The sequence below is a fragment of the Brevibacterium sp. FAM 24630 genome, assembly GCF_049804075.1.
GTDB lineage: Bacteria > Actinomycetota > Actinomycetes > Actinomycetales > Brevibacteriaceae > Brevibacterium.
Genome location: NZ_JBNBZD010000003.1, coordinates 291,224 through 312,258, shown reverse-complemented (window position 1 = coordinate 312,258; position 21,035 = coordinate 291,224). Strand labels below are relative to the sequence as shown.

The following is a 21,035-nucleotide window of genomic DNA, read 5'->3' as shown; positions in this document are numbered from 1 at the left end:
GCACCTGAGAGGTGCCCCTTTCTTGGCCGGGAATGTTGACTTAGAACATCACCATTTTCCCAGCTCAGGAGGGGCATTTCCATTCCACGAACGGCTTGATCCGGCTACTTACATCGGTGGATCAAGGTTAAGCCCATCGCCCTAAAGCGCCGCGACAAACCCGGAGACCTCGACAACAGACTAACCGACCAACGCGTACCGGGGAGGGCGGGCACCTTATCGTGGGGCTCACGCAATCGGTCGTGTGCGAAATCTCGTGCTCACGCCAATCAGCTAGCGGCTGGCATCAATGTTTCCTAGTTCTCCTCGCTACTCACAGTCGCTGCGATCGCAACCTTCTCATCAGGGGCAATCGCCTTCAGCTCGTGAACACCGGCGTCGGTTTGCCGACCGACGAGGTGGATCTGTTCTCCGGCGAACAACGGGGATTTCGCGGTGAACCGATAACTGGTCACGGCCGCCTCGGCGTGGGTGGACATGAACGCATCCAGCAGCAATGTCGCCGTCAACGGTCCATGCGTCACCAAGCCCGGATAGCCTTCGACAGCCGTGACATAGGGATAGTCATAGTGGATGCGGTGGGAGTTGAACGTCAACGCCGAATACCGGAACAGCATCACCTCATTCGGCCTCACCGACTCCGACCAATCCCAGCCCTCAGGCACCGGCGAATCAGCCCGCGGCGCCTCTGCAACCGTTCCCGCCGCCGAGGCGGCCTGACGGTAGACGATCGTGTGCCGGTCCGTCGTCGCCAAGATCCCATCCGCAGCAATCTCATGCTTGATCACCACAAAACACAACGGCCCGGTACTGCCGACCTTCTCAGTCACGGACTCGATCGTCGTCGTCCGCCGTAGCAGCTGCCCAGGCAGGATCGGGGCATGGAACCTCAGGTCACTGCCGGCCCACATCCGACGAGGCAACGGCACCGGCGGCATGAACCCGCCGAGCTCGACGTGCCCATCGGCGCCGAGCTCGCGCATCGGCACATCGTCTTCGGAGAAGTGCAGCCAGTGCCCGAGAGGAAACAAGGGTGCTTTTTCGTCAATGCCATGGCGGCCGAGCAGAGATGCCAATCGTGCGGCGCTCTTCCCCGACGCGACTTCTTCAACCGTCGACGTCCGCCCCACCCAGTCCTGCAGATTGATCGCCTCACTCATCAAAGCGTCCTCCTTTGTGCCTCATCGCACTCAACACCCTCGCCATTCCTACGAACTCTGCGTGATCTCAGATCTTATTGCGACCGATGAGCTGCTTGGCGATGACGTTCATCTGGATCTCGTTTGTGCCCTCACCGACGATCATCAGCGGTGCGTCACGGTAGTAGCGCTCGACGTCGTACTCGGTGGAATATCCGTAACCGCCATGGACGCGGATGGCGTCGAGGGCCACCTCAGCGGCCATCTCCGAGGCGTAGAGCTTCGCCATTCCGGCCTCCATGTCGACACGCGATCCCGAGTCGTAAGTGCGGGCCGCGTGGAGGACAAGCTGACGAGCAGCCTCGAGCTTCGTGGCCATGGTGGCGAGCTTATTACCCACCGACTGGTGCTTCCAGATCGGCTTGCCCATCGACTCGCGCTCCTGAGAGTACTTCACCGCGTCATCGAGTGCCGCCTGCGCGACGCCGAGCGACCGTGATGCGACCTGGATGCGGCCGATCTCCAGGCCCTTCATCATCTGCTTGAACCCAACACCCTCAGTCTCGCCGAGCAGCTGGGCCTGCGGTTGGCGGAGGTTCTCGAAGTTCAGCTCGCAGGTCTCAACACCCTTGTATCCGAGCTTCGAGAGATCCTGGGAGACACTGAAACCCTCGCCCTTCTCGACGAGGATGTTGGAGATGCCCTTATGTCGCGGTTCGGCATTCGGGTCGGTCTTGCACAGCAGGGCGATGAGGTCGGACTTCCGAGCATTCGTGATCCACGTCTTCGAGCCGTTGATGACGTAGTCATCACCGTCTTTGTCCGCATGAGTGCGCATGGCCTGCAGGTCCGAGCCCCCGCCGGGCTCGGTCAATGCCATCGTCGCCCGCAGCTCGCCGGTGGCCATACGCGGCAGGTACTTGTCCTTCTGCTCGGTCGTACCGTATTCCTGGATGAGCTTCGCGACGACGGTGTGTCCGCCCATCGCCCCGGCCAGGGACATCCAGCCGCGGGCGAGTTCCTGGGTGATGAGGGCATAGGCTTCGGTCGAGACCTTGCCCATCCCCCAGGGTTCGTCGATCGCGAGCCCGTAGATGCCCATGTCCTTCATCGTCTCGATCCACGCTTCGGGGTACTCGTTGGCGTGTTCGACTCTGTTGACGATGGGTTTGACCTGCTCGTCGATGAACTCGGCCACCAGGTCGATCATCATCTGTTCTTCGGTGCTCACTGCCATGCGGGGCTTCCCTCTCCCAGGACGTTGAAGGCGCCGCCTCCCGGCGAGCGCGGAGCGAGGGCTCGCTCGTCTCTGCACATCCCGCACCATCAGCACGGGCGCACGGTCGATCTCGTCGGCGAGCTCTCACCATTAGTTACTGAAATCATAGCAATCGATACTTATTTTTGTAGTTATGAATAACAGTCTTCTCTGCCCGCCGTCCGCGATGGATCCAAATAACCGCCGCCAACCCGGCAACGTGATGACCTGGATCAGCTCCAGCAGTAAGTGTGACCAACGGAAATCAAGTTCAACCCACGGGGCCGGGCAATTCGAGCACTCGGGAATTGCGCAGCCGCCACCGGAGCACGCTGATGCCCAACCTGGTGCGGTTGTAACCCGCAAGAGGGTCGTAGCCGAGGCAGCGTTCGATCTGTTCGGCCCGGCTCTGCACCGTGCTGTGATGGAGACCGAGGTCGCGGGCCGCCTGTCTGATCGTCGGTGCCTCGAGGAGCACACGCACCGTGGACTCCGCCCATGGCGAGTCCATGATCTCGTCGATCCGCGCAGCGTCCGGGTCGGTCGCCTCCGAAGATTCGGCGAGCAATTCGACGAGTCCGCCGAAGTTCTCTGCTCGCACGAGCCCCTCCTCGGGCGGGCGGCTGAGCCGTAGTGCCACCACGGCCGCCCGAAGTGACCGCGGCAGTTCTCCGATCGGCCCGACCGGACCCAGTCCGGCCGGTGACACTGCGATATCCTCGGCGTGGTCAGCCACGATGACCACCTGCAAGGTGCCATGCTCACTGGTGATGACATCCGTGGGGCCGACCGGTCGTGTGTCGAAGACTGCGAACAGCGGAGCCACGAGGACCCGGTATCCGGATCCGGGCATCAGCCCCAGGCGAGCAGCTGCAGCGCTCCGGTCTGCGGTCGTTGCGGCAGAGTCGAGGGCGAGCGCTACGTCCCGGGGTACCTCCAGCTGCTGCCGCTCGAGACCGAACCTTACGCCGATAGCCAGACCGAACCGTTCGAGGATGAGATCGTCGTTCGGCAGGGCAGTACCCTCTCGTTCAAGCCAGACTTCCGATTCGTTCGGCAGTGAGAGCGCAACCACCTCGGCGGGTCGGGCTCCCGGAATCGAGACTCCGCCCGGATCGACTCGCAGCTGTCTGGTCCGATCCCCACTGCAAAAGCCGGCCGGGCAGCCGGCCAGAGCCGCGGCCGCGGAGGCGAGGGCATGCGAATTGACCTCGCCGACCATGAGTTCGTCGAAGCAGGCGATGACGCGCAGGCCGAGACTCGCTTCGGGATCAAGCTTGGCAATCCTGCCGAGCAGCTCTTGCACGTCATCACCTCCTTACTCGCCCGCCGGTCGGTCGACGAGTGCCGACCGAGGTCGTGATTCGCGTCGTAACGCGAATCAGCCTTTCAAAGCATCGTAGACCGCCGTCTCCATCTCGAGGTACCCACCGACGGAATCTGGGTCGGCGAAGGGGAAGATCTGCGTGGCCCAGTACCCGCCGATCCTGTTCTGCCGGTCGAACCAGTAGTAGAGGTTGGCAAGACCTGCCCATGCCGCGGAACCCGCCGGTCGTCCGGTCGGGGCGTCCTCCTCGTTGAGCATGAACGTATACCCCCAGGTCTTCGGCATGCCCGGGAAGAACTCCGCATCATTGGACAGACTCGGAATGACTCCGGGCAGCAGTTTCACCCGAAGATCGCCGAGGTGGTTCTGCGTGGCCAGGTCCACCGTCTCCGGTCGGAGGACGACGGTGCCGTCGTCGGCTGATCCATCATTGAGCCACATCCTGATGAACTTCAGATAGTCATCGACGGTCGAGAAGAGCCCATGACCTCCCATCTCCACCTCGGGGTCGGGCAGCATGAAGTCTGTCGCTGCGAGTTCGCCATCGATGCGTTGGTGCATCGTCGCCTGGCGCTCTCGCATCGACGGACTCGGCCGGAAGGCACTGTCTTTCATGCCCAACGGGTCGAGGACTCGGGCCTGCATGGCTTCTCCCAGAGTCGACCCGGTGATCCCTTCGATGACTTGGCCGACCCAGTCCATGTTCGACCCGTACTCCCATTGGGTGCCGGGATCGAACAGCAGGGGTGTCTCCAGAGCCTTTCGCGTTGAGGTGACGATGCTCGGCTGACCATGTTCATGGGCGAGACGCTCGTACTTCTCGTTGAAGAAGTCGTAGCCGAAGCCGGCTGTGTGCAGCAGCAGCTGCTTGGTCGTCAGCTCGCTGGCGGGGGCCCGGAGGATCGGCTCTCCACCTTCGTCGAAGCCGTCGATCACCTGCACGTCGTTCAGTCCCGGTGCATATTCTTTCGCCGGTGCGTCAAGGTCAAGCTCACCTGACTCAACCAGCTGCAGTGCCACGGTGCCGGTCAGTGCCTTCGTCGTGGAGAAGATCATGAACACGGAGTCCGTGGTCATCGGCTGCGGATCGTCAAGGGAGCGAACGCCTGCCGCTGTCAGACTGATCGTTTCCCTGTCGGTCGTCACCCCGGCGACGACGCCGGGCACTCCACCGCTTTCGACCGCCTTGGCAGCCACGCGGACAACTGCGTCATTGACAGCTGTGTTCTCGGACATGATGTTCCTTTCGGTCAGTCGGCCAGGAGCTTTTCAATCCAGGCCATTCGGGTGTTGATCATTCCTTGCGCAAGGCGAGTATGGGCGGCGAAGATGTCGAACGCGTGGAAGCCTCCGGGCCAGACGTGCAACTCTGCTTCGCTGCCGTTGTTCCACAGAGCGGATGCATAGGCCACGGCTTCGTCCCGGAAGATCTCGGCCGAGCCCACATCGATGTAGGCGGGTGGAAGACCGGAGAGATCCCCGGCACGCGATGGTGCGATATAGGGAGAGACTTCCTCGGTGCGATAGCCATCGCCGAGCATCGCCTGCCATCCGGTCTCGTTGCTCACTCGGTCCCAGACGCCGACGCCGTCGAACTGCTCGGTCGACGGCGTGATGCCGCGATCGTCGAGCATCGGATAGATGAGCAGCTGGCCTTTGAGCCTCGGCCCTCTCCGATCGCGGGCCGCCAGCGCCATTCCGGCGGCCAGTCCTCCACCGGAGCTGGCTCCGGCGACGATGAGTCGGGCAGGATCGACTCCGAGGGCATCTGAGTTCTCCGCCGTCCACAGGAGCGAAGCGTACATGTCCTCGCGCGCATAGGGGTCTTGAAATTCGGGGGCCAGACGGTATTCCGGACAGATGAGGACCGCACCGATTCGCTCGACCCAGTCGAGGTTGAGACTGAGCGCGCTGAAGCGATCGCCGAACATCAAACCACCGGAGTGGGCGTAGACGATCGTCGGTCGCCGGCCAGTATCACCGGGTCGTCTGAAGACGGATACGGTGATGTCCTCGCCGAGGTGGCCGGGCACCTCATGTTCAGAATGCTCGACCCGACGACCGCTGAGGATCTCGGCAAGCGGCTCCGACGCATAGGAGATCCGCATGAACTCGATGAGCGAGGGGGTGATGGTGGGCGGGAAGACCCCGCCGATGACGGACAGACTCGCGGCGAGCTCCGCGTCGAATCGTGACCGTCGTTGTGTCATGCCACCAAGTATGCCGACCCCGACTCTTCGGCACTACCGCCAGACTGTCGTGCTTTTCGAGAACTCACCCGACAATTGTCGGATGCGGGTATTCCTACCCCACCAACCCCATCACCGACTCCTGCACCTGCAGAGCGGCGAGGAACCCGAACAGCGCCAGGCACACGCCCAGCAGCACGTTCGACCACGGGGTGTTGCGCAGTTCGGCCGGCACCGATGACCGGTTGAGGATGACAAGCAGGGCGAGCGCGAGCACCGGCAGGATGAAGGCACTGATCGCCGCATACACAAGGACGAGGGTCACCGGTTTACCGAGGCTCATGATGACCAGCGTGGCGATCGAGAGGTAGACCAGCGCCCCGCGGAACTCGACCGACTTCGCCGACATCTCGTGCGCCGGTTCGTCCTGATGCGGGTAGCGACGCAGCACGCGGATGCAGTCGGCAGTGACATACGCGATGCCCGAGAACCCGCCGAGCACACTCGTGTACACCACGGCGAGGAAGCTGACGAGGAAGATCATCCGCCCCGTCGCCCCGATTCGCCCGACGAGGTTGTCGGCGATCGCGAAGAGCGCATCGTTGTCAGAGATCGTGAAGCCCTGACCGTAGAGGATGAAGGCGCCGACGGCGCTCATCGCCACGGCGAAGACGAAGACGAGCCCGTAGCTGATGAACAGATCGAGACGCACGACGGGCTTCCAGTCAGGAGTGCGCCAGGCCTTCTCCCGAATCCAGAACGAGTAGGCGAGGATGCCCGTCGCTCCCCCGACCCCGCCGATGAGCGACATCACCGTGATGATCGAGGTGTTCGGGAACGTCGGCACGACCGTCGCCACCGCGACCTCTTGAGCGTCCTGCCCCTGGAATATGGAGATCGCCAACGCCAGGATTCCGAAGAACATGATGATGCCGAATCCCATCATCGCCTTTTCCACGATCCCGTAGCGGCCGATGCCCACGAGCACCGCCGCCGAGGCGAGGACGACGATCGCGGTCGGCCAGAACGGCAGGACCGGGAAGATCGCCTGCAGGATGTTCGTCGTCACCGCGACGACGCCGGCCCCAAAGAAGAGCCCGACGAGCAGCTCGGCGATGAGGAAGAGCGCCGGAAAAGTCCGCCCGCCGAACCCGGTGAGGTGGGACAGCAGCGACCGGTCACCGCTCATCTGCATGCGAGCGACCGCCTCGGAGAGGACGAATTTGAGGATGATGCCGACCGTGAAGACCCAGATGAGCGCCAGTCCGTACTCGGCGCCGGAGTTCATCGTCGTGATCATGTCCGAGGCACCGACGCTGGCCAAGGCCAAGACGATGCCCGGCCCGATCAGCCGGAGGCGTCCGGTCAGTGATTTCGGCGCCGAGGCGGCGTTATCCGTCTGCGACGTCATATCGGCGGACATAGGCGGGGTGGGCTCCTTCACGTGGGTACGTCGACGACGCCACCGGAATCGTTCACTCGGGGCATCGTTCGCTCAGGAGAGTATGGCCGAGGTTGCCGCATCCCGGGACAGAAGTCTCAACACCCGGGAAGCACCTTTGTCGCAACGCTCATCATCAACCGCTTGCTCAAGGCCCATTCTAGTCGCCGATTCTGAAGGAGATCCGCAGTCTTCGCGCGTATATTCGACGCCATGACCGGAACACTCGATGACGGACCGTTCTTCCACGGCACGCGTGCCGCCCTCCAACCCGGTGACCTGCTCACCGCAGGATACGCGTCAAACTACCGGCCAGAAGTGACGATGAACCACATCTACTTCACCTCACTTGTCGACGGGGCGGGGCTCGCCGCCGAGGTGGCCGCGCTGAACTCCGGATCACCGCACGTCTACGAGGTCGAGCCCCTCGGCGAGTTCGTCGATGACCCGAACGTCATGGACAAGAAGTTCCCGGGCAACCCCACCCGCTCTTACCGCAGCACCGGACCGCTGCGAATCGTCCGTGAGGTCCCCGAATGGAAGCGGCTGAGTCCGCAGGAACTGCAGATGTGGCGCGAGCGGCTCGCCGCGATCCGCGAGGACGACGACAAAGAGATCATCAACTGACTATCTTCAGTGCTTGCTCCCGACCTAGATACTGCTGATGCGATCTACTTTTAGAAAACATACGCAACCGTGGCAACAAGACGTTATGAATCTGTTAACAGATTCGTCAGCCTGCACATTTTGTTGAAAATACAATAACTAACATGAAGAAGTTTGCACTCGGGCTGAGCCTGATCGGAGCCCTTACCCTAACGGCCTGCGGAAGCGAAGAACCTGAGCCTCGCGAAACCGTCACAGTCACAGCGCAACCCGAGGCAGCTCAGTTTCAAGACGGAGAATTCGAAGACGGAGAACCGGGCGAGGTTCCAATCCAATCCGGTTCGGTGGAAGTCAACTTCGGCGAGGAACTCAAGGTTGAGGACCTCGTGGTGGCGGCTCGAATCAATGAAACGAAGACTCTCGATGAGACCGGGACGGAGCCCGGAGTCAAGGTTCACATTCTCGAGATCATGATCGAGAACAATGGAGACAGCATTTTCAATGCCGACAGCAGCACCCTTGACTCAATCACTACTGACAAAGGATCGGCTGAGCAGGTATTTGACGGCAGCCAGGACGAACCCTTCTTCGGCCAGATCGGACGCGGACAGAAAGCAACAGTGAGGCTGCTCATCAAGATGCCGAAGGGCGCTAGCACCGCGACAGCCACCTATACCGTGGGGTCCTCGGATGACTACTTCACGGTGCATTTCACTGGAGAAATCTGACCCTCAGAAACGCGCCTGCACCCCGACTGCATCGGGTAGAGCACAGATCACTGCCGGAGGCTGCGGCCACCGGCCCGTACGCCCGCCGGTCTCCGCAGAGTCTCAGCCCTGCTTGGCTCCGAACACCGGGTGGTCACTGGCGATCGAGATGCGGTTGAACGCGTTGATGAGGATGACCGACCACTCGATCGCCGAGATCTGCTCCGTCGTCAGGTGCTGAGCTACCTCGGCGGCGATCGCATCACGGTCGGCGGTCTTGTCGAGCACGGTCAGGGATTCGGCCAGGGTGAGCGCGGCAAACTCCTCATCGCTGAAGATCTCGGCCTCATGCCAGCTGGGCAGCACGTCGAGCTTGAGCTGGTCGACCCCGGCCTTCCTGGCGGCCGGAGCATGAATGCTCAGGCACGTCCGGCAGCCGTTGATCTGCGAGACCCGCGTGTTGACGAGTTCGATCAGCCCGTCATCCAGTCCTGCCGCCCGTGAGGCCTGCCGCGAGGAAGCGGCCGCCTGGGCCAGCGCTTTGTAGTTCTCCGGGTGGATCTTGTCGATGAACGGTCGACTTGCGTTGCCCATACCCTCACTCACGCCTGTCGCTTGACGATGTCGAGATCGGCACCGGTGGCACTGCGGTGCTTCCCGCCCTGCGCCGCATAGTCGTCGCCGGTCTCCTGCAGCTTCTTGACGAAGAGCGGACAGACCGGAACCACCGTGACCCCGCGTTCACGGGAATCATCGAGCGCCTCGGCGACGAGGATCTTCGACAGTCCGCGACCGCCGAACTCCTCGTCGACGACGGTGTGGTAGAAGATGCGTTCGATCTCGGCCTCGGGACCGGGCAGGAAATGCGCACGCCCGGCAACCGTGCCGTCGGCGACGGCGATGTCGTAGGACCGGCCAGTCTCATTGAAGGTGACGGCCACCTCGGCGCCGGTCTTGTCCTGGAATGACTTCGACATGGTGAGAGCTCCTTAGGATGCTGATGCGGACACGGCTTTCACCGTGTAGGACAGATCTCGGTGCGGACTTATTCCCCGGCGATCAATCCTCTGGCCCGCCCTGAACCTGGGGCGGGGGGTTCCTCCGTGCGTTGATCGTCACGGCGGGCAGCGTCGGGGCGGGCAGTCGCCCCATGCCTTCGGCGTTCTGACCGGGCCCGCCCTTGCCGACATAGCCTTCGACCGTGCCGAAGCGGTCGCCCTCGGCCTGCCACTCCTCACGGTATGCGGCGATCTCCTCATGAGTGCGGCCCACGAAGTTCCACCACATGACGATCTCCTCGGTGAACGGTTCGCCGCCGATGAGGAGGAGCCTGGCGGGTTCGTCGCTGCGGTTGGCGATGCGCAGCTCATCGACGCCGAGGCCCGTGTAGCCGATCGCGGCGACCGGCAGGTCGACATTTTCTAAGGCGATGTCCCCGGAGTCGACGAGGAGACCGTGTTCGAAGCCCGGATCGACGGGCAGGTCGATGCTCGCCCCGGCATCGAGGCGGATCTCGGCACCGAGCAGCGGCGAATGCGTGTGCACCGGTGAAGCAGTTCCCCACAGGCTGCCGAGGAAGACGAGCATCCCACCGCCATCGAAGGCCACCGGTTCGGGCTCATAGTGCTCGAACTCGCGTTCCGGTTGGTGCCGCGAGGACTCGGGCAGGGCGAGCCACAGCTGCACTCCGTGGAGGATCGTTGTCTCGTCGGTCGAAACCTCCGAATGGCAGATTCCGGCCCCAGCGGTCATGAGGTTGACCTCGCCGGGCAGGACGAGGCCGACGTTGCCGCCGGAATCGATGTGCTCGATGGCGCCCTCGAACAGCCAGCTCACGGTCTGCAGACCGGTGTGCGGGTGCGGTGCGACATCCATGCCGCCGGTGACCGAAACATCGGCCGGGCCGTAATGGTCGACGAAGCACCAGGGGCCGATGAGGGAGCGCTGACGCTGCGGCAGAGTCCGGCGCACGGTCATCGCCCGCGGCCCGCCCAGCGGCACGTCGCGGGAGGTGATGATCTCGACTGGGGAACGTCCCTGCTGGTCACACGCGGGGCCGGGCAGGCCGCCGGCCTTGCAGACAACCTGTTGCGGACGGGTCTCCACGTTGCTCATGGCCTCATCGTAGTCGTCTTCCATAAGTGCGGGGAGGGGCGATCGCACGTGGCCGATCAGTCGACAAGGCACCGTTGACCGCTCGGCTTCAGATCTCCCGCCAGGCAAGCTTGCCTTGGCTTTTGGCCATCATCATCGCGACGATCAACGCGAATACGGCCAGTCCCGCGCCGACGATATCGAGCAGATAGTTCGGTGTCACCAGGCCGATCGCGCCCACAACGACGACCAGACGCAGCCAGATGGGCAACGGTACAAGGAAATGTCCTTCAGCCGCGACCGCCATGAGAACGACACCGATGAGCAGGATGGTCGTGGCACGAACGGTGTCCCAAGCCGTGCCGCTCAGCATCAGCAGCTCGGGCTGATAGACGAACACGAACGGAACAATGATCCCGCCCAGGGCCAGGCGCATTGCCAGGAAGCCGGTCCGCATCGGGCTCCCTCCAGACAGGCCAGCAGCGGCAAAGGCCGCGAGGGCGACAGGAGGAGTGATGTTGGCGAAGAGCCCGAAGTAGAAGACGAACAGGTGCGCAGCCAGAGGTGGCACGTCGAGCTGCACCAGTGCGGGTGCCGCCATAGTAGCCACGATGATGTAGGCAGGTATGCTCGGAAGTCCCATTCCCAGAATGATGCAGGCGACAGCTGTCATCAGCAGCGTCGGCAGAAGGAAGCCCCCACCGATAGTCACGATGGTTCCAGCCAGTTTGACCCCGAACCCGGTCTGGGTGGCGACACCGACGATGATTCCGACGCATGCACATGCGACCGCTACCGAGACAGCCGTCGTCGCTCCGTCCCGAAGAGCCAAGACGATGTCTTTGAGTGACATCCTGGTGGTCTTGCGAACCATGGCCGCCATGATCGTGACAAAGATCGTCGTCACTGCCGCGAACAGAATCGTCGTTCCAGAGAAGAAGAGCATGTAGAGCAGGAACAGCAGTGGAAGCAACAGATGACCGCGCTCCTTCATCACTTCCATCACAGCAGGCAGGTTCTCCCGACTGATGCCGCGCAGACCCTGGTTGGTCGCGCGCAGGTGGACTTGGATGAGGATCGCGAGATAGTAGAGGACCGCGGGAATGATCGCGATGAGCACGATTTCGGTATAGGGAACCCCGAGCGTCTCGGCCATGATGAATGCGGCGGCACCCATAATCGGAGGCATGATCTGCCCACCGACCGAGGCTGCCGATTCGACTGCTCCGGCGAAGTTTCGGTGGTAACCGACCCGCTTCATCATCGGAATTGTGAAGGCACCGGTCGTTACGACATTGGCAATCGCCGACCCATTGATCGAGCCGAGGAATCCCGAGGCCAAGACAGCGACTTTCGCCGGACCACCACGCGACTGCCCTGCCAGCGCAAGGGCGATGTCGTTGAAAAACTGGCCCATTCCCGACTTCTGGAGAACGGCGCCGAAGAGAATGAAAAGAAAGATGTAGGTTGACGACACCCCGATTGCAGTCGAAAAGATGCCCTCGGTCGACTCATACATGAAGGTGACGATCCGGTCGAGGTCGTAACCGCGGTGACGGAACAAACCGGGCATCGACCGCCCGTAGTAGTCATAGAAGATGAAAATGATGGCCAAAATCGGCAACAGAGGCCCGGTGACTCGTCGAGCCGCCTCCAGCACGAGCACCAGACAGATGACAGAAAAGATGATGTCGATGGTGTCGAAGCGACCGCCGCTGACTGCGAGCTTCTGAAAGGCGATGCCCAGATAGACGGCGATGGAGATAGATCCGGCGATGAACAGCCAGTCGAACCAAGGCGGGGTCTTGCGTTGCTCGCCGATTCGAAATCGTTGCAGGGCGAAGCAGAGCACGAGGATCGCACCGACGTGTATTCCGCGGTGCACAAGCGTCGGAGGACCACCGAAGAGAGCGTAATAGATCTGGTAGAGCGAAAGCCCCACCGCGAAGATCGTCAGCGGAGTGCCCCAACGTGTCGACCAGACCTCGCGCGTCCGGGACTCTCGATCGTATTTCTCAATCGTTTCGGGAGACGCCTCAGCAGGAAGCTCTTCGTGGCGCTGATCGTTCGTCATGGCATTGGTTCTCCGATCACAATCATTTCCACATGAATGTGGTGGTCGATGGCCTGAGTGGGCAGGACCAGCTGGTCATTGAGATAGATTCGGTGATGGACCCGATGCGAATGGATCCAGCGCACGGCAGAAAAATGTTCGTTCATCCCTGAAAGTCTGATCATGTCTCCGACGATCTCGGTCCGCGGCGCCTCGAACGGCGCCCCGGCTCCCATGAGCGCAAGTTCGGTTCTTTCGAGGACGAGTTCATTGCCGACAGCGCGGTAGTACTCCCACCACGGGGTCTTGTCGACAGAATGCATCCAGGTCATGGCGACCTCGTCATGTTCGGTGATCGGAACAGACCGGAACACCGTTCGGCCTGCGGCCTGCTCGCGAATGACCAGGCGTGCCGGAGACGGACCGGACACCGCTGCAGGAACAACGATGCCCAGCCCCACAGCTGTCGACAAAGTGACAGCGGACCGACGTGTCAGGGACCTGATCTGTCAACCCTGTTCGTCAAAATACTTCTTCGCTCCGGAGGCGAACTCTCCGACCGCGACGTCCTGGGCGTTCTCCACCGTGATGTCCTTGGCCGCATTGTGTGAGCCCTGAATCGTGTCGAGGTTGTCGAACAGAGTCTTGGTGATGTCATAGACCGCATCGTCGCTGAGCGACGGGCTGACGACGAGTAGATTCGGGATCGTCAGCGTCGCAGCCTTTTCGTTGTCACCGTATGTTCCGGCGGGAACTTCGCCCTCACCGAAGTAGTCATGCTCAGACAGAAGCTTGTCGCGTCCGTCTCCGTCGAATGGAATAATCTTGACCTTGTCGCTCGTGGCCAGGTCGGTCACCGCCGAGTTCGGCAGTCCGCTGGTGACGAATGCTGCGTCCAGCTGGCCATTGCGCATCTGATCGATGGCTTCGGCATATGGCAGGTAGTCCGGCTTGAAGTCGTCGTAGCTGAGATCGTAGGCATCGACGACAGTGCGGGCGTTGAGTTCCACACCGGAATTCTGGTCTCCGACGGAGACCGCCTTGCCCTTGATATCTTCGACGGATTCGATGCCCGACCCCTCGACGGTGATGAGCTGCACGTACTGGTCGTAGAGGTTCGCGACAACCGGCAGCGAATCGATTTTCTTACCCTCGAACGCACCTTCGCCCTTCAGCGCCTGGTCCACGGCGTCACCTTGAGTGAATGCCAGTTCCGCTCCGCCGTCCTGAATCAGAGTGAGGTTCTCGACCGAGGCTCCGGTTGACTGAACCGAAGTATCGGCGCCGAGTTCATCCGCCAACAGTTCGGACATCGTCGCACCGACCTGGTAGTAGACGCCCGACGAACCGCCCGTGGCGATAGTGATGAAGTCGGCGCTCTCCTCACCTTCTTCACTGCCTCTGCCGCCACCGCCACCACACGCGGACGTGATCAGAGCCAATGCCGCTACACCAGCGGCAACGGTAAACAGTTTGGACCGACGAATGGTATTCCTCATGGTGTTCTCCTTTGAAACCTGAGCATGATCTGACAGCCATTTGAACGAATGCTCCGTTAACCACCCTAGAGGATCACCGATGTTGTGACTACCAGATAACGGAGGGGTGAGACTGCCCTGTCACCGGAAGAAATTCACATCCGTGCCTTCCCGAAACTCATACACGGATAATGTCGCTCAGAATGCCGAGGCCGCGCTCTTGAGAGCTCGCTCCCGAAACCCGCCCCTACCCGACCGGGCTGACCTTTGATACGAGCAGGAAGATCTCCTCCGCCTCGGCGTCGGTGACTCCGGCAAATCCGGCGAAGATGATCTCGGCGTTCGTCTCCGCCGCTTCATCGCAGAGCTTCACTCCCGCCTCGGTGAGGGCGACGAGGACCCCGCGGTGGTCCCCTGGATCAGGCTCCTGCGCCACGAGCCCACGGGCCTCGAGCTTGCCAAGCAACCGGCTGAGTGCACTGCGGCTGATCACCAGGCTGCGCAGCAGATCGCGGTGCCGCACTCGGGACACGGACCGAGCGTTGATGAGCACGTCGAATTCGTTGGCACTCAGACCGTGACGAGTCCGGAACTCATGTTCGAACCGGAGCATGAAATCTTGATGCTTCTCCATCATCAGACGCCAGGTCGCGATCTTTATCGGACCGTTCTTCCTGATCATGCTGCTTACGGGGGTCGTGTCTTCCATCAGCCTGTCTATCCGTATGCGAAGTTCCTTTGACGTGTCGCCCGGCACATTTGTTGCGCCGTCAACAAAACCGTAGTTCAATAGTATGCCCGGCCCCGGATCGTGGGCCACGTCGACGATCCCCTCGTCGGAGTACCGGAGTATCCCCTACGTACCCCCGGCAAGCACGGATGAGAACGGTCTCCCCACGACCACTCATCACGAGCCGGGGGTATCGTATTGCCACCTCACCTCCGCTCTCATTTTTCGCATCAGGCCGCTACCCAGCCCCACAGACTCCGGTCTGCCCCTGAAACTCCGATCAGTCCCGCGGGATCCGCTTCCTCCACGGCCACCAGACATTGCGGCCGATGTCGTGGACGAGTGCCGGAACAACCAGAGACCTCACAAGGATCGCATCGAGGAGGACACCGAAGGTGACGATGAAGGCGAGCTGGAAGAGGAACATCACCGGGATGACTGCAAGGGCTGCGAACGTCGCGGCAAGCACGATCCCCGCCGAGGTGATCACCCCACCGGTCGCCACGAGTCCGGAGAGCACGCCCTTGCGAGTGCCGAACCGCAGGGATTCCTCCCGCACCCGGGACATGAGGAAGATGTTGTAGTCGATGCCCAGCGCCACGAGGAACACGAACGCGTAGAGCGGCACCGAAGGGTCGGCGCCGTCGAAGCCGATGAGGTGGTTGAAGACCAGCGCAGAGACGCCGAGTGCCGTGCCGAAGGACAACACCGTCAGCGCCACAAGCAGCAGCGGGGCCAGCAGAGACCTCAGCAGCAGGATGAGGATGACGGTGATGACGAGCAGGATGAGCGGGATCGCCAGGGCCCGGTCCGCCTCGGCGGTGGTGTTCGTGTCGAGGTCGACGGCGGTCTCCCCTCCCACGAGGGCGTCGGCGTCGACGTCATGGACGGCGTCGCGGATCGAGGTGACGGTGTCCTCGGCGGCGAGTGAGTCGGCCGCATCGGTGAGCGTGACCTCGAGCAGAACCTGCCCGTCCACCTCGGTGGGTGCCGGTGGGGACGACTGCGGTGCCTCGGCCGCGTCCGGCCCTCCCCCGCCCTGGGGCGCCTGGAGAGTGCCTTCGTCGTCGATGGCGACGGTCCCGCTCGGGGCGTCGTTGGCGACGACGGTCATCGATTCGACCCCGCCGAGGCGGCCGACGGCCTGCGCGGCGTCCTCGAGCTGGTCTTCGGCCACGACGATCTGAGTCGGCGAACCGGAGCCGCCGGGGAAATGTTCGGCGAGGACGTCCTGGCCGTCGCGGGCCTCGGATTCGCCGAGGACGAAGTCGCTCTGCGCCACACCGGAGGCCTTGAACTGCGGGAAGGCGATCAGGGGCAGGGCGAGGAGAATGACGAGACCGATCCAGATCACGCGCGGACGCTTGGCGACCACCTCGGCGATGCGTGACCACAGACCGGGCTTCGCGCCAGCGCTGGCCGGGCCGACCTTCGGCAGGAACGGCCAGAAGACGGCCCGGCCGATGATGATCAGGGCGGCGGGCAGGAAGGTCAGTGCCGCGCACATCGCCACGAGGATGCCGATCGCCGCCACGGGACCGAGCGCCCGCGTCGAGGCCAGGTCGGTCAGGAGCAGGACGAGAAGGCCGGCGATGACGGTCCCGCCCGAAGCCGCGATCGGCTCGAGCACGCCCTTGAGCGCCGCCAATCCGGCTCTGAGTCTGTCGCGTTCGGTCAGGAGCACGTCGCGGAAGCGGGAGACGACGAGGAGGGAGTAGTCGGTGGTGGCGCCGACGACGAGGATGAACAGGATCCCTTGGACCTGGCCGTTGACGAGGAGGATGCCGGCATCGGCGAGGTGCCAGATGACGAAGATCGAGGCCGACAGTGCCGCCACCGAGGTGAAGAGGACGATCACCGGCAGCAGCGGTGAACGGTAGACGATGATGAGGATGACGAAGACGGCGATGAGCGCGACGATCAGGAGGATGCCGTCGATGCCGGCGAAGGCTTCGGAGAGGTCAGCCGCAAAACCGGCCGGCCCGGTGACGTGGACGGAGACGCTGCTGCCACTGTCACCTGTGGCCATGGTGTCGCTGATGGCAGCGCGGATGTCTTCGACATCGTCGGCAGTCGTATCCGAGGACACGGGAAGGATGAGTTCGAGCGCATCTCCGTCCTCCGACGGGATGACCGGTGAGGCCTCGGCGGCGAGCAGACCCTCATCATCGAGCTGCGTCGCCAGATCCTTCAGCGCTGCCGAGTCATCGTCGCTGACTCCGCTGCTGTTCTCCAGGACGACGATCGCAGGAACGGCATCATCATCGCTGAAATCGTCGATGATCGCCTGTGCCTGAGTCGACTCGGCCGATTCGGGCAGGAATGTGGAGCGGTCATTCGTCGCCACCTCGGAGATCTTGCCGAAGTACGGCCCACCGATTCCGGCGACGCCGACCCAGGCGACGAGCAGGGCTGCGAAGAGGACGATGAGGGGCCTGCGCCCGCGGACGGGACGGCGGTTGGGCGCGCCTTCGGGGGCGGCAGCCCTGACCGCGCCATTTGCGTCGTCACCGGTGGGGCCGCCTCGGCGGGGGGAGGGGTCCGGCGGGGTCGAAGTCAGCAGGTGACGGGGCATGGTCTCAGCGTACGGCACCAGATCGCCGCGGAGAGTCTGTCGGCACGGCGTCGTCCGCCTCCCGGCAGCGGAGCGCAAGGACCACCTCGGCGATGGTCCTCGGGTCGCTCAGTCTGGCGCCGAGTGACTTCTCGATCTGGCTCAGTCGGTATCGGACCGTGTTTTCGTGTACCTGGAGCTGCTTCGCCGCTTCGGCAATGACTGCACCGCATCGTATATATGTCGTCACGGTCGCCCACGCCTCGCTGCTCTCTGAGATCGGCTGCAGGAAGCGCTCGACGAGTCGCCGGTCGAATCGCGAGTTCATCCGAGCCGCCGCCCATTCGATCGGACGCATCTCGTCGACGAAGATGAACTTCGAGTCTCGCGCGGAGGCCAGAGCAACGTCAGCGGTCTGCAGCATCTCCGGCACTTGGCTGAGTGCAGTGAAGGGCCCGGAGATGCCGACTCCGATCAGGCTGTCGGAATCGAACTGCTCCACAATGTCGAAGTCAGTCAAGCACAATGCCGTGTGTTCGATCACCGAACTGACATAACCTGAGTCTTTGACGATCATGCCCTTTCCCGGCGACGGTGCTCTCCGTCGTCCGCCCGGCTCTTCCACATCGGTTCGAATTCTGACAGCCCTGATCGGCTCGTAGCTGACGAATCCGAAATCTTCCAGCGCCCGCCACATCACGGATTCGCGACCAGGAGAGACTCCTGCCTCAAGATCTCTCAGCAGTCGAGCCGATTCCTCTTTGCGATTGCTGATCGTGAACGACTCGAATCCTTCGAATGCTCGCAGGAGCTTCGAAACCGTATCGAGCACGAGATCAGCTTCGGAATAGTCCGATTTTGGTCGGCCGACTGCCTCAGTGTCCTCATGCACTGCGACGACGATAGCGTGATCACGACCGCGCAATCGCACTATGCGAGCACCGACCAGCCATCTGCCGATCTTCCCGTGGACGATCTCGATCTCCCCCGGCGAAGTTGCCTCACCAGACATCACGTCATCGCGTACCCACTGAGAGATGAGATGGCTCGGGGCCGATCCAACTGCTCGGATGACCTCGCCCAATTCGTTGACAGCCAGTCCTGCCCCGCTGCAGATCCTCGCAACCCGGGACAACACCGATTCGAGCGGGTCAGCAGAATTCAGCGAACTTAGCAGCTCATCGAAGATTCGCTCCCTCGACTGTTCATCATTGCGCGCTCTCAATCGCTTCCCCCAATCATCACCAGCATCGACGCACGAGTGTTGTAATTTCCACAAAGCTAGCGCATTTTTCCTTCACCTGCTCCATTGACCAGCCTGTCCGTCCCATCCAAGCTAGGGGGCACACCACAATCGAAGGAGATTCCCGTGGCCGATCTGAGAGTCGCCGTTGACGTCGGCGGCACATTCACCGATATCTGCATTTTCGACGAATCCGCCCAGAGAATGCGGGTGACGAAGGTCCCGTCTACTCCGGACAACCCCATGGAGGCTGTGCTCAACGGCGTAAAGAGAGCGAACATCGATCTCAGCCGAGTCGAACTCTTCTCTCACGGAACCACCGTGGCGACCAATGCCCTGATCACTCGTAGATTTCCCAAATCTGCGATGGTTACGAGCAAAGGATTCCGCGACGTCATCGAGATCAGAGATGGCACCAAAGACGACTTGTGGGACGCCTACTCGGATGTCTCCGGTCCCTATATCCGCCGTCGCGACCGATTCGAGGTTCCTGAGCGAATCGACTACGCAGGCAACGTGGTCTCAGCTCTTGACGAAGACGAAGCGCGCAGAGTCGCGCGGCTGCTGAAGAAGCGCGGCGTCGACACCGTAGCTGTCTGCTTCATCAATTCCTATGCCAATGCCTCTCATGAGATCCGCATGCGCGAGATCCTCGCAGAGGAGCTCCCCGAGGCAAGCGTCTCCACCTCTGCCGAAGTTCTGCCAGAAATCTTCGAGCACAACCGCTTCAACACCACTGTGGCAAACGCGGTTCTCGGCCCTCTGGTCTCGGGGTATGTCGAAGAGCTCGACAGCAGTCTCACTCGAGACGGCTATACTGGCGAGCTTCTGCTCCTCCACTCCGGCGGAGGATCTATGACATCGGAAGTGGTCAAACGCTTTCCCGTCCGACTCGCTGCCTCGGGAATCGCGGCCGGTGCCATCGCTGCTCAGCACGTGGCCGAGCAGTGCGGCCACGCAAATGCCGTCGGACTCGACATGGGCGGGACTTCCACCGACATCTCGCTCATTGCTGACGGCGAGCTGCGCGAAACCAATGAATGGGAGGTCGAATACGGCCACCCCATCGTCTTCCCGAGCATCGAGGTGCTCACCATCGGCGCAGGCGGCGGTTCTCTGGCGCATATCGACATCGCCGGCTCACTTCGCAACGGGCCTCAATCGGCAGGAGCCGATCCGGGCCCGGCCTGCTATCGACGCGGTGGTGCGGAACCGACGAACACTGATGCGAACCTTTGGCTCAACAGGCTGGGCACCGATCTAGCCGACGGCGAGATGACCTTGGACCGGGCTAGCGCCAAGACGGTCATCGAGGAGAAGATCGCCAGTCCTCTCGGGCTCGATGTCGACACTGCAGCAGATTCCATCATCAAGGTCGCCAATGCGAACATGGCCGACGCTGTCCGGCTCGTCTCGATTCGGCGTGGGCTCGATCCTCGTGACTTCGCCCTCATCGCCTTCGGTGGCGCCGGGGCGTTGCATGGTGCGGACGTAGCGCGAGAGCTCAATATCCCCTCCGTCGTCGTGCCGCCGAGCCCCGGAGTCACCTCCGCGTTGGGCTGTCTCCTCGTCGACATCCAGCACGATCTCTCCCAGATGTTCACCGGGGCTGCTGACTCCGCCGATGCCGAGGTCGTCGAGCAGCACTTCAAGGAGCTCGAGCTCGAAGGCCGCGACAGATTGCGGCATGAGAAGGTCGCGGATGAAGATGCAGTGTTCGAACGTGGCATCTCAATGCGCTACCAGGGCCAGTGGCGGTCTCTGCAGGTCAAGATGGGCACCGACCCTGATGCTCTTCGGCAGGCCGTGCAGCTCTTCCACGAGGAGCATGAGAAGCAGTATGCCTTCCGGCAGGACGAGACTCCGGTTGAGATCTACCAGCTGCATCTCAAAGCTCTCGGCAGGACACCGAAACCCAGTTTCAAACCTTCGCCTGTCGGCAACGGCGAACCCGGAGAGCCGATCGAGGTCCGGGACGTCTTCTTCGACGGTCAGTGGGTGCCTACTCCGGTGTATCAGCGAGAGAACTTGCCGTCCGGGGCCGCGTTCATCGGCCCGGCGATCCTCAATCAAATCGATTCGACCACTGTGATCCCACCGAACTCTTCGGCAGTGATCGACGAGTGGTTCAACATCCGCATCGCACTGACAACCGAGCCGCACGAGAATGTCCCGGCGTCTGCCGCCGAGGGCTCGACGCAGAACGCTCTGTGAGG

At 62.2% G+C, this 21,035-nt stretch carries 18 protein-coding genes; 3 read left to right on the top strand and 15 right to left on the bottom strand.

All coding sequences use genetic code 11. The annotated features are described in order from the left end of the window. Positions 1 to 296: 296 nt before the first annotated feature. The 6 genes from ACPUD7_RS04305 to ACPUD7_RS04280 all read right to left on the bottom strand — a co-directional run bounded on the left by ACPUD7_RS04305 (position 297) and on the right by ACPUD7_RS04280 (position 7,336). On the bottom strand, positions 297 to 1,160 hold the full coding sequence (locus ACPUD7_RS04305) for an FAS1-like dehydratase domain-containing protein (RefSeq protein WP_425119254.1): 864 nt from the start codon (positions 1,158 to 1,160) through the stop codon (positions 297 to 299). A 67-nt stretch (positions 1,161 to 1,227) separates the two neighbouring features. Beyond that, positions 1,228 to 2,376, bottom strand: coding sequence for an acyl-CoA dehydrogenase family protein (locus ACPUD7_RS04300; protein WP_425119253.1), 1,149 nt, complete (start codon positions 2,374 to 2,376; stop codon positions 1,228 to 1,230). A 292-nt stretch (positions 2,377 to 2,668) separates the two neighbouring features. Further along, positions 2,669 to 3,703: a helix-turn-helix domain-containing protein gene (locus ACPUD7_RS04295; protein ID WP_425119252.1), complete on the bottom strand. Its 1,035-nt coding sequence runs from the start codon at positions 3,701 to 3,703 to the stop codon at positions 2,669 to 2,671. A gap of 75 nt (positions 3,704 to 3,778) precedes the next feature. Beyond that, positions 3,779 to 4,960, bottom strand: coding sequence for a serine hydrolase domain-containing protein (locus ACPUD7_RS04290; RefSeq protein ID WP_425119251.1), 1,182 nt, complete (start codon positions 4,958 to 4,960; stop codon positions 3,779 to 3,781). A 14-nt stretch (positions 4,961 to 4,974) separates the two neighbouring features. Then, positions 4,975 to 5,934 carry an alpha/beta hydrolase gene (locus ACPUD7_RS04285; protein ID WP_425119249.1) on the bottom strand — a complete coding sequence of 320 codons (960 nt, stop codon included), beginning with the start codon at positions 5,932 to 5,934 and terminating at the stop codon, positions 4,975 to 4,977. Positions 5,935 to 6,028: 94 nt separating this feature from the next. Next, positions 6,029 to 7,336, bottom strand: coding sequence for an Nramp family divalent metal transporter (locus ACPUD7_RS04280; protein WP_425119248.1), 1,308 nt, complete (start codon positions 7,334 to 7,336; stop codon positions 6,029 to 6,031). 231 nt (positions 7,337 to 7,567) lie between these two features. On the opposite strand from ACPUD7_RS04280, the gene arr reads away from it, so the two are divergent. Further along, positions 7,568 to 7,981, top strand: coding sequence for an NAD(+)--rifampin ADP-ribosyltransferase (gene arr / locus ACPUD7_RS04275; protein ID WP_425119246.1), 414 nt, complete (start codon positions 7,568 to 7,570; stop codon positions 7,979 to 7,981). A gap of 143 nt (positions 7,982 to 8,124) precedes the next feature. Continuing rightward, positions 8,125 to 8,688, top strand: a complete 564-nt coding sequence (locus ACPUD7_RS04270; protein ID WP_425119245.1) for a DUF4352 domain-containing protein — start codon at positions 8,125 to 8,127, stop codon at positions 8,686 to 8,688. 102 nt (positions 8,689 to 8,790) lie between these two features. On the opposite strand, the gene ACPUD7_RS04265 is transcribed toward ACPUD7_RS04270, so the two are convergent. From ACPUD7_RS04265 to ACPUD7_RS04225, 9 genes are all read right to left on the bottom strand, one after another. After that, positions 8,791 to 9,261: a carboxymuconolactone decarboxylase family protein gene (locus ACPUD7_RS04265; protein ID WP_425119243.1), complete on the bottom strand. Its 471-nt coding sequence runs from the start codon at positions 9,259 to 9,261 to the stop codon at positions 8,791 to 8,793. Positions 9,262 to 9,269: 8 nt separating this feature from the next. Beyond that, on the bottom strand, positions 9,270 to 9,644 hold the full coding sequence (locus tag ACPUD7_RS04260) for a GNAT family N-acetyltransferase (RefSeq protein ID WP_425119242.1): 375 nt from the start codon (positions 9,642 to 9,644) through the stop codon (positions 9,270 to 9,272). Positions 9,645 to 9,726: 82 nt separating this feature from the next. Next, positions 9,727 to 10,782, bottom strand: a complete 1,056-nt coding sequence (locus ACPUD7_RS04255) for a pirin family protein (RefSeq protein WP_425119241.1) — start codon at positions 10,780 to 10,782, stop codon at positions 9,727 to 9,729. An 88-nt stretch (positions 10,783 to 10,870) separates the two neighbouring features. Then, positions 10,871 to 12,835: a TRAP transporter permease gene (locus tag ACPUD7_RS04250; RefSeq protein ID WP_425119240.1), complete on the bottom strand. Its 1,965-nt coding sequence runs from the start codon at positions 12,833 to 12,835 to the stop codon at positions 10,871 to 10,873. Continuing rightward, positions 12,832 to 13,287, bottom strand: coding sequence for a DUF1850 domain-containing protein (locus ACPUD7_RS04245; RefSeq protein WP_425119239.1), 456 nt, complete (start codon positions 13,285 to 13,287; stop codon positions 12,832 to 12,834). Before ACPUD7_RS04245 ends, ACPUD7_RS04250 begins: the two co-directional genes overlap by 4 nt. Before the next feature lie 36 nt (positions 13,288 to 13,323). Continuing rightward, positions 13,324 to 14,313, bottom strand: a complete 990-nt coding sequence (locus ACPUD7_RS04240) for a TAXI family TRAP transporter solute-binding subunit (RefSeq protein WP_425119238.1) — start codon at positions 14,311 to 14,313, stop codon at positions 13,324 to 13,326. Between the two features lie 226 nt (positions 14,314 to 14,539). Then, positions 14,540 to 15,001, bottom strand: coding sequence for a MarR family winged helix-turn-helix transcriptional regulator (locus ACPUD7_RS04235; RefSeq protein WP_425119237.1), 462 nt, complete (start codon positions 14,999 to 15,001; stop codon positions 14,540 to 14,542). 301 nt (positions 15,002 to 15,302) lie between these two features. Further along, positions 15,303 to 17,597 carry an MMPL family transporter gene (locus ACPUD7_RS04230; protein WP_425119236.1) on the bottom strand — a complete coding sequence of 765 codons (2,295 nt, stop codon included), beginning with the start codon at positions 17,595 to 17,597 and terminating at the stop codon, positions 15,303 to 15,305. Positions 17,598 to 17,601: 4 nt separating this feature from the next. Next, complete coding sequence (locus ACPUD7_RS04225; protein ID WP_425119235.1) at positions 17,602 to 18,468, bottom strand: PucR family transcriptional regulator; 867 nt, start codon at positions 18,466 to 18,468, stop codon at positions 17,602 to 17,604. 477 nt (positions 18,469 to 18,945) lie between these two features. On the opposite strand from ACPUD7_RS04225, the gene ACPUD7_RS04220 reads away from it, so the two are divergent. Next, the gene (locus ACPUD7_RS04220; RefSeq protein ID WP_425119234.1) at positions 18,946 to 21,033 is read left to right on the top strand and encodes a hydantoinase/oxoprolinase family protein; all 2,088 of its coding nucleotides are present in this window, start codon (positions 18,946 to 18,948) and stop codon (positions 21,031 to 21,033) included. The last annotated feature ends 2 nt before the right edge of the window (positions 21,034 to 21,035 follow it).

What these genes read in the sequence shown, in the direction of transcription:
- ACPUD7_RS04305 (WP_425119254.1), bottom strand. Translation starts at nt 1,160, where the DNA reads ATGAGTGAGGCGATCAATCTGCAGGACTGGGTGGGGCGGACGTCGACG.
- ACPUD7_RS04300 (WP_425119253.1), bottom strand. Translation starts at nt 2,376, where the DNA reads ATGGCAGTGAGCACCGAAGAACAGATGATGATCGACCTGGTGGCCGAG.
- ACPUD7_RS04290 (WP_425119251.1), bottom strand. Translation starts at nt 4,960, where the DNA reads ATGTCCGAGAACACAGCTGTCAATGACGCAGTTGTCCGCGTGGCTGCC.
- ACPUD7_RS04285 (WP_425119249.1), bottom strand. Translation starts at nt 5,934, where the DNA reads ATGACACAACGACGGTCACGATTCGACGCGGAGCTCGCCGCGAGTCTG.
- ACPUD7_RS04280 (WP_425119248.1), bottom strand. Translation starts at nt 7,336, where the DNA reads ATGTCCGCCGATATGACGTCGCAGACGGATAACGCCGCCTCGGCGCCG.
- arr (WP_425119246.1), top strand. Translation starts at nt 7,568, where the DNA reads ATGACCGGAACACTCGATGACGGACCGTTCTTCCACGGCACGCGTGCC.
- ACPUD7_RS04270 (WP_425119245.1), top strand. Translation starts at nt 8,125, where the DNA reads ATGAAGAAGTTTGCACTCGGGCTGAGCCTGATCGGAGCCCTTACCCTA.
- ACPUD7_RS04265 (WP_425119243.1), bottom strand. Translation starts at nt 9,261, where the DNA reads ATGGGCAACGCAAGTCGACCGTTCATCGACAAGATCCACCCGGAGAAC.
- ACPUD7_RS04260 (WP_425119242.1), bottom strand. Translation starts at nt 9,644, where the DNA reads ATGTCGAAGTCATTCCAGGACAAGACCGGCGCCGAGGTGGCCGTCACC.
- ACPUD7_RS04255 (WP_425119241.1), bottom strand. Translation starts at nt 10,782, where the DNA reads ATGAGCAACGTGGAGACCCGTCCGCAACAGGTTGTCTGCAAGGCCGGC.
- ACPUD7_RS04250 (WP_425119240.1), bottom strand. Translation starts at nt 12,835, where the DNA reads ATGACGAACGATCAGCGCCACGAAGAGCTTCCTGCTGAGGCGTCTCCC.
- ACPUD7_RS04240 (WP_425119238.1), bottom strand. Translation starts at nt 14,313, where the DNA reads ATGAGGAATACCATTCGTCGGTCCAAACTGTTTACCGTTGCCGCTGGT.
- ACPUD7_RS04235 (WP_425119237.1), bottom strand. Translation starts at nt 15,001, where the DNA reads ATGGAAGACACGACCCCCGTAAGCAGCATGATCAGGAAGAACGGTCCG.
- ACPUD7_RS04230 (WP_425119236.1), bottom strand. Translation starts at nt 17,597, where the DNA reads ATGCCCCGTCACCTGCTGACTTCGACCCCGCCGGACCCCTCCCCCCGC.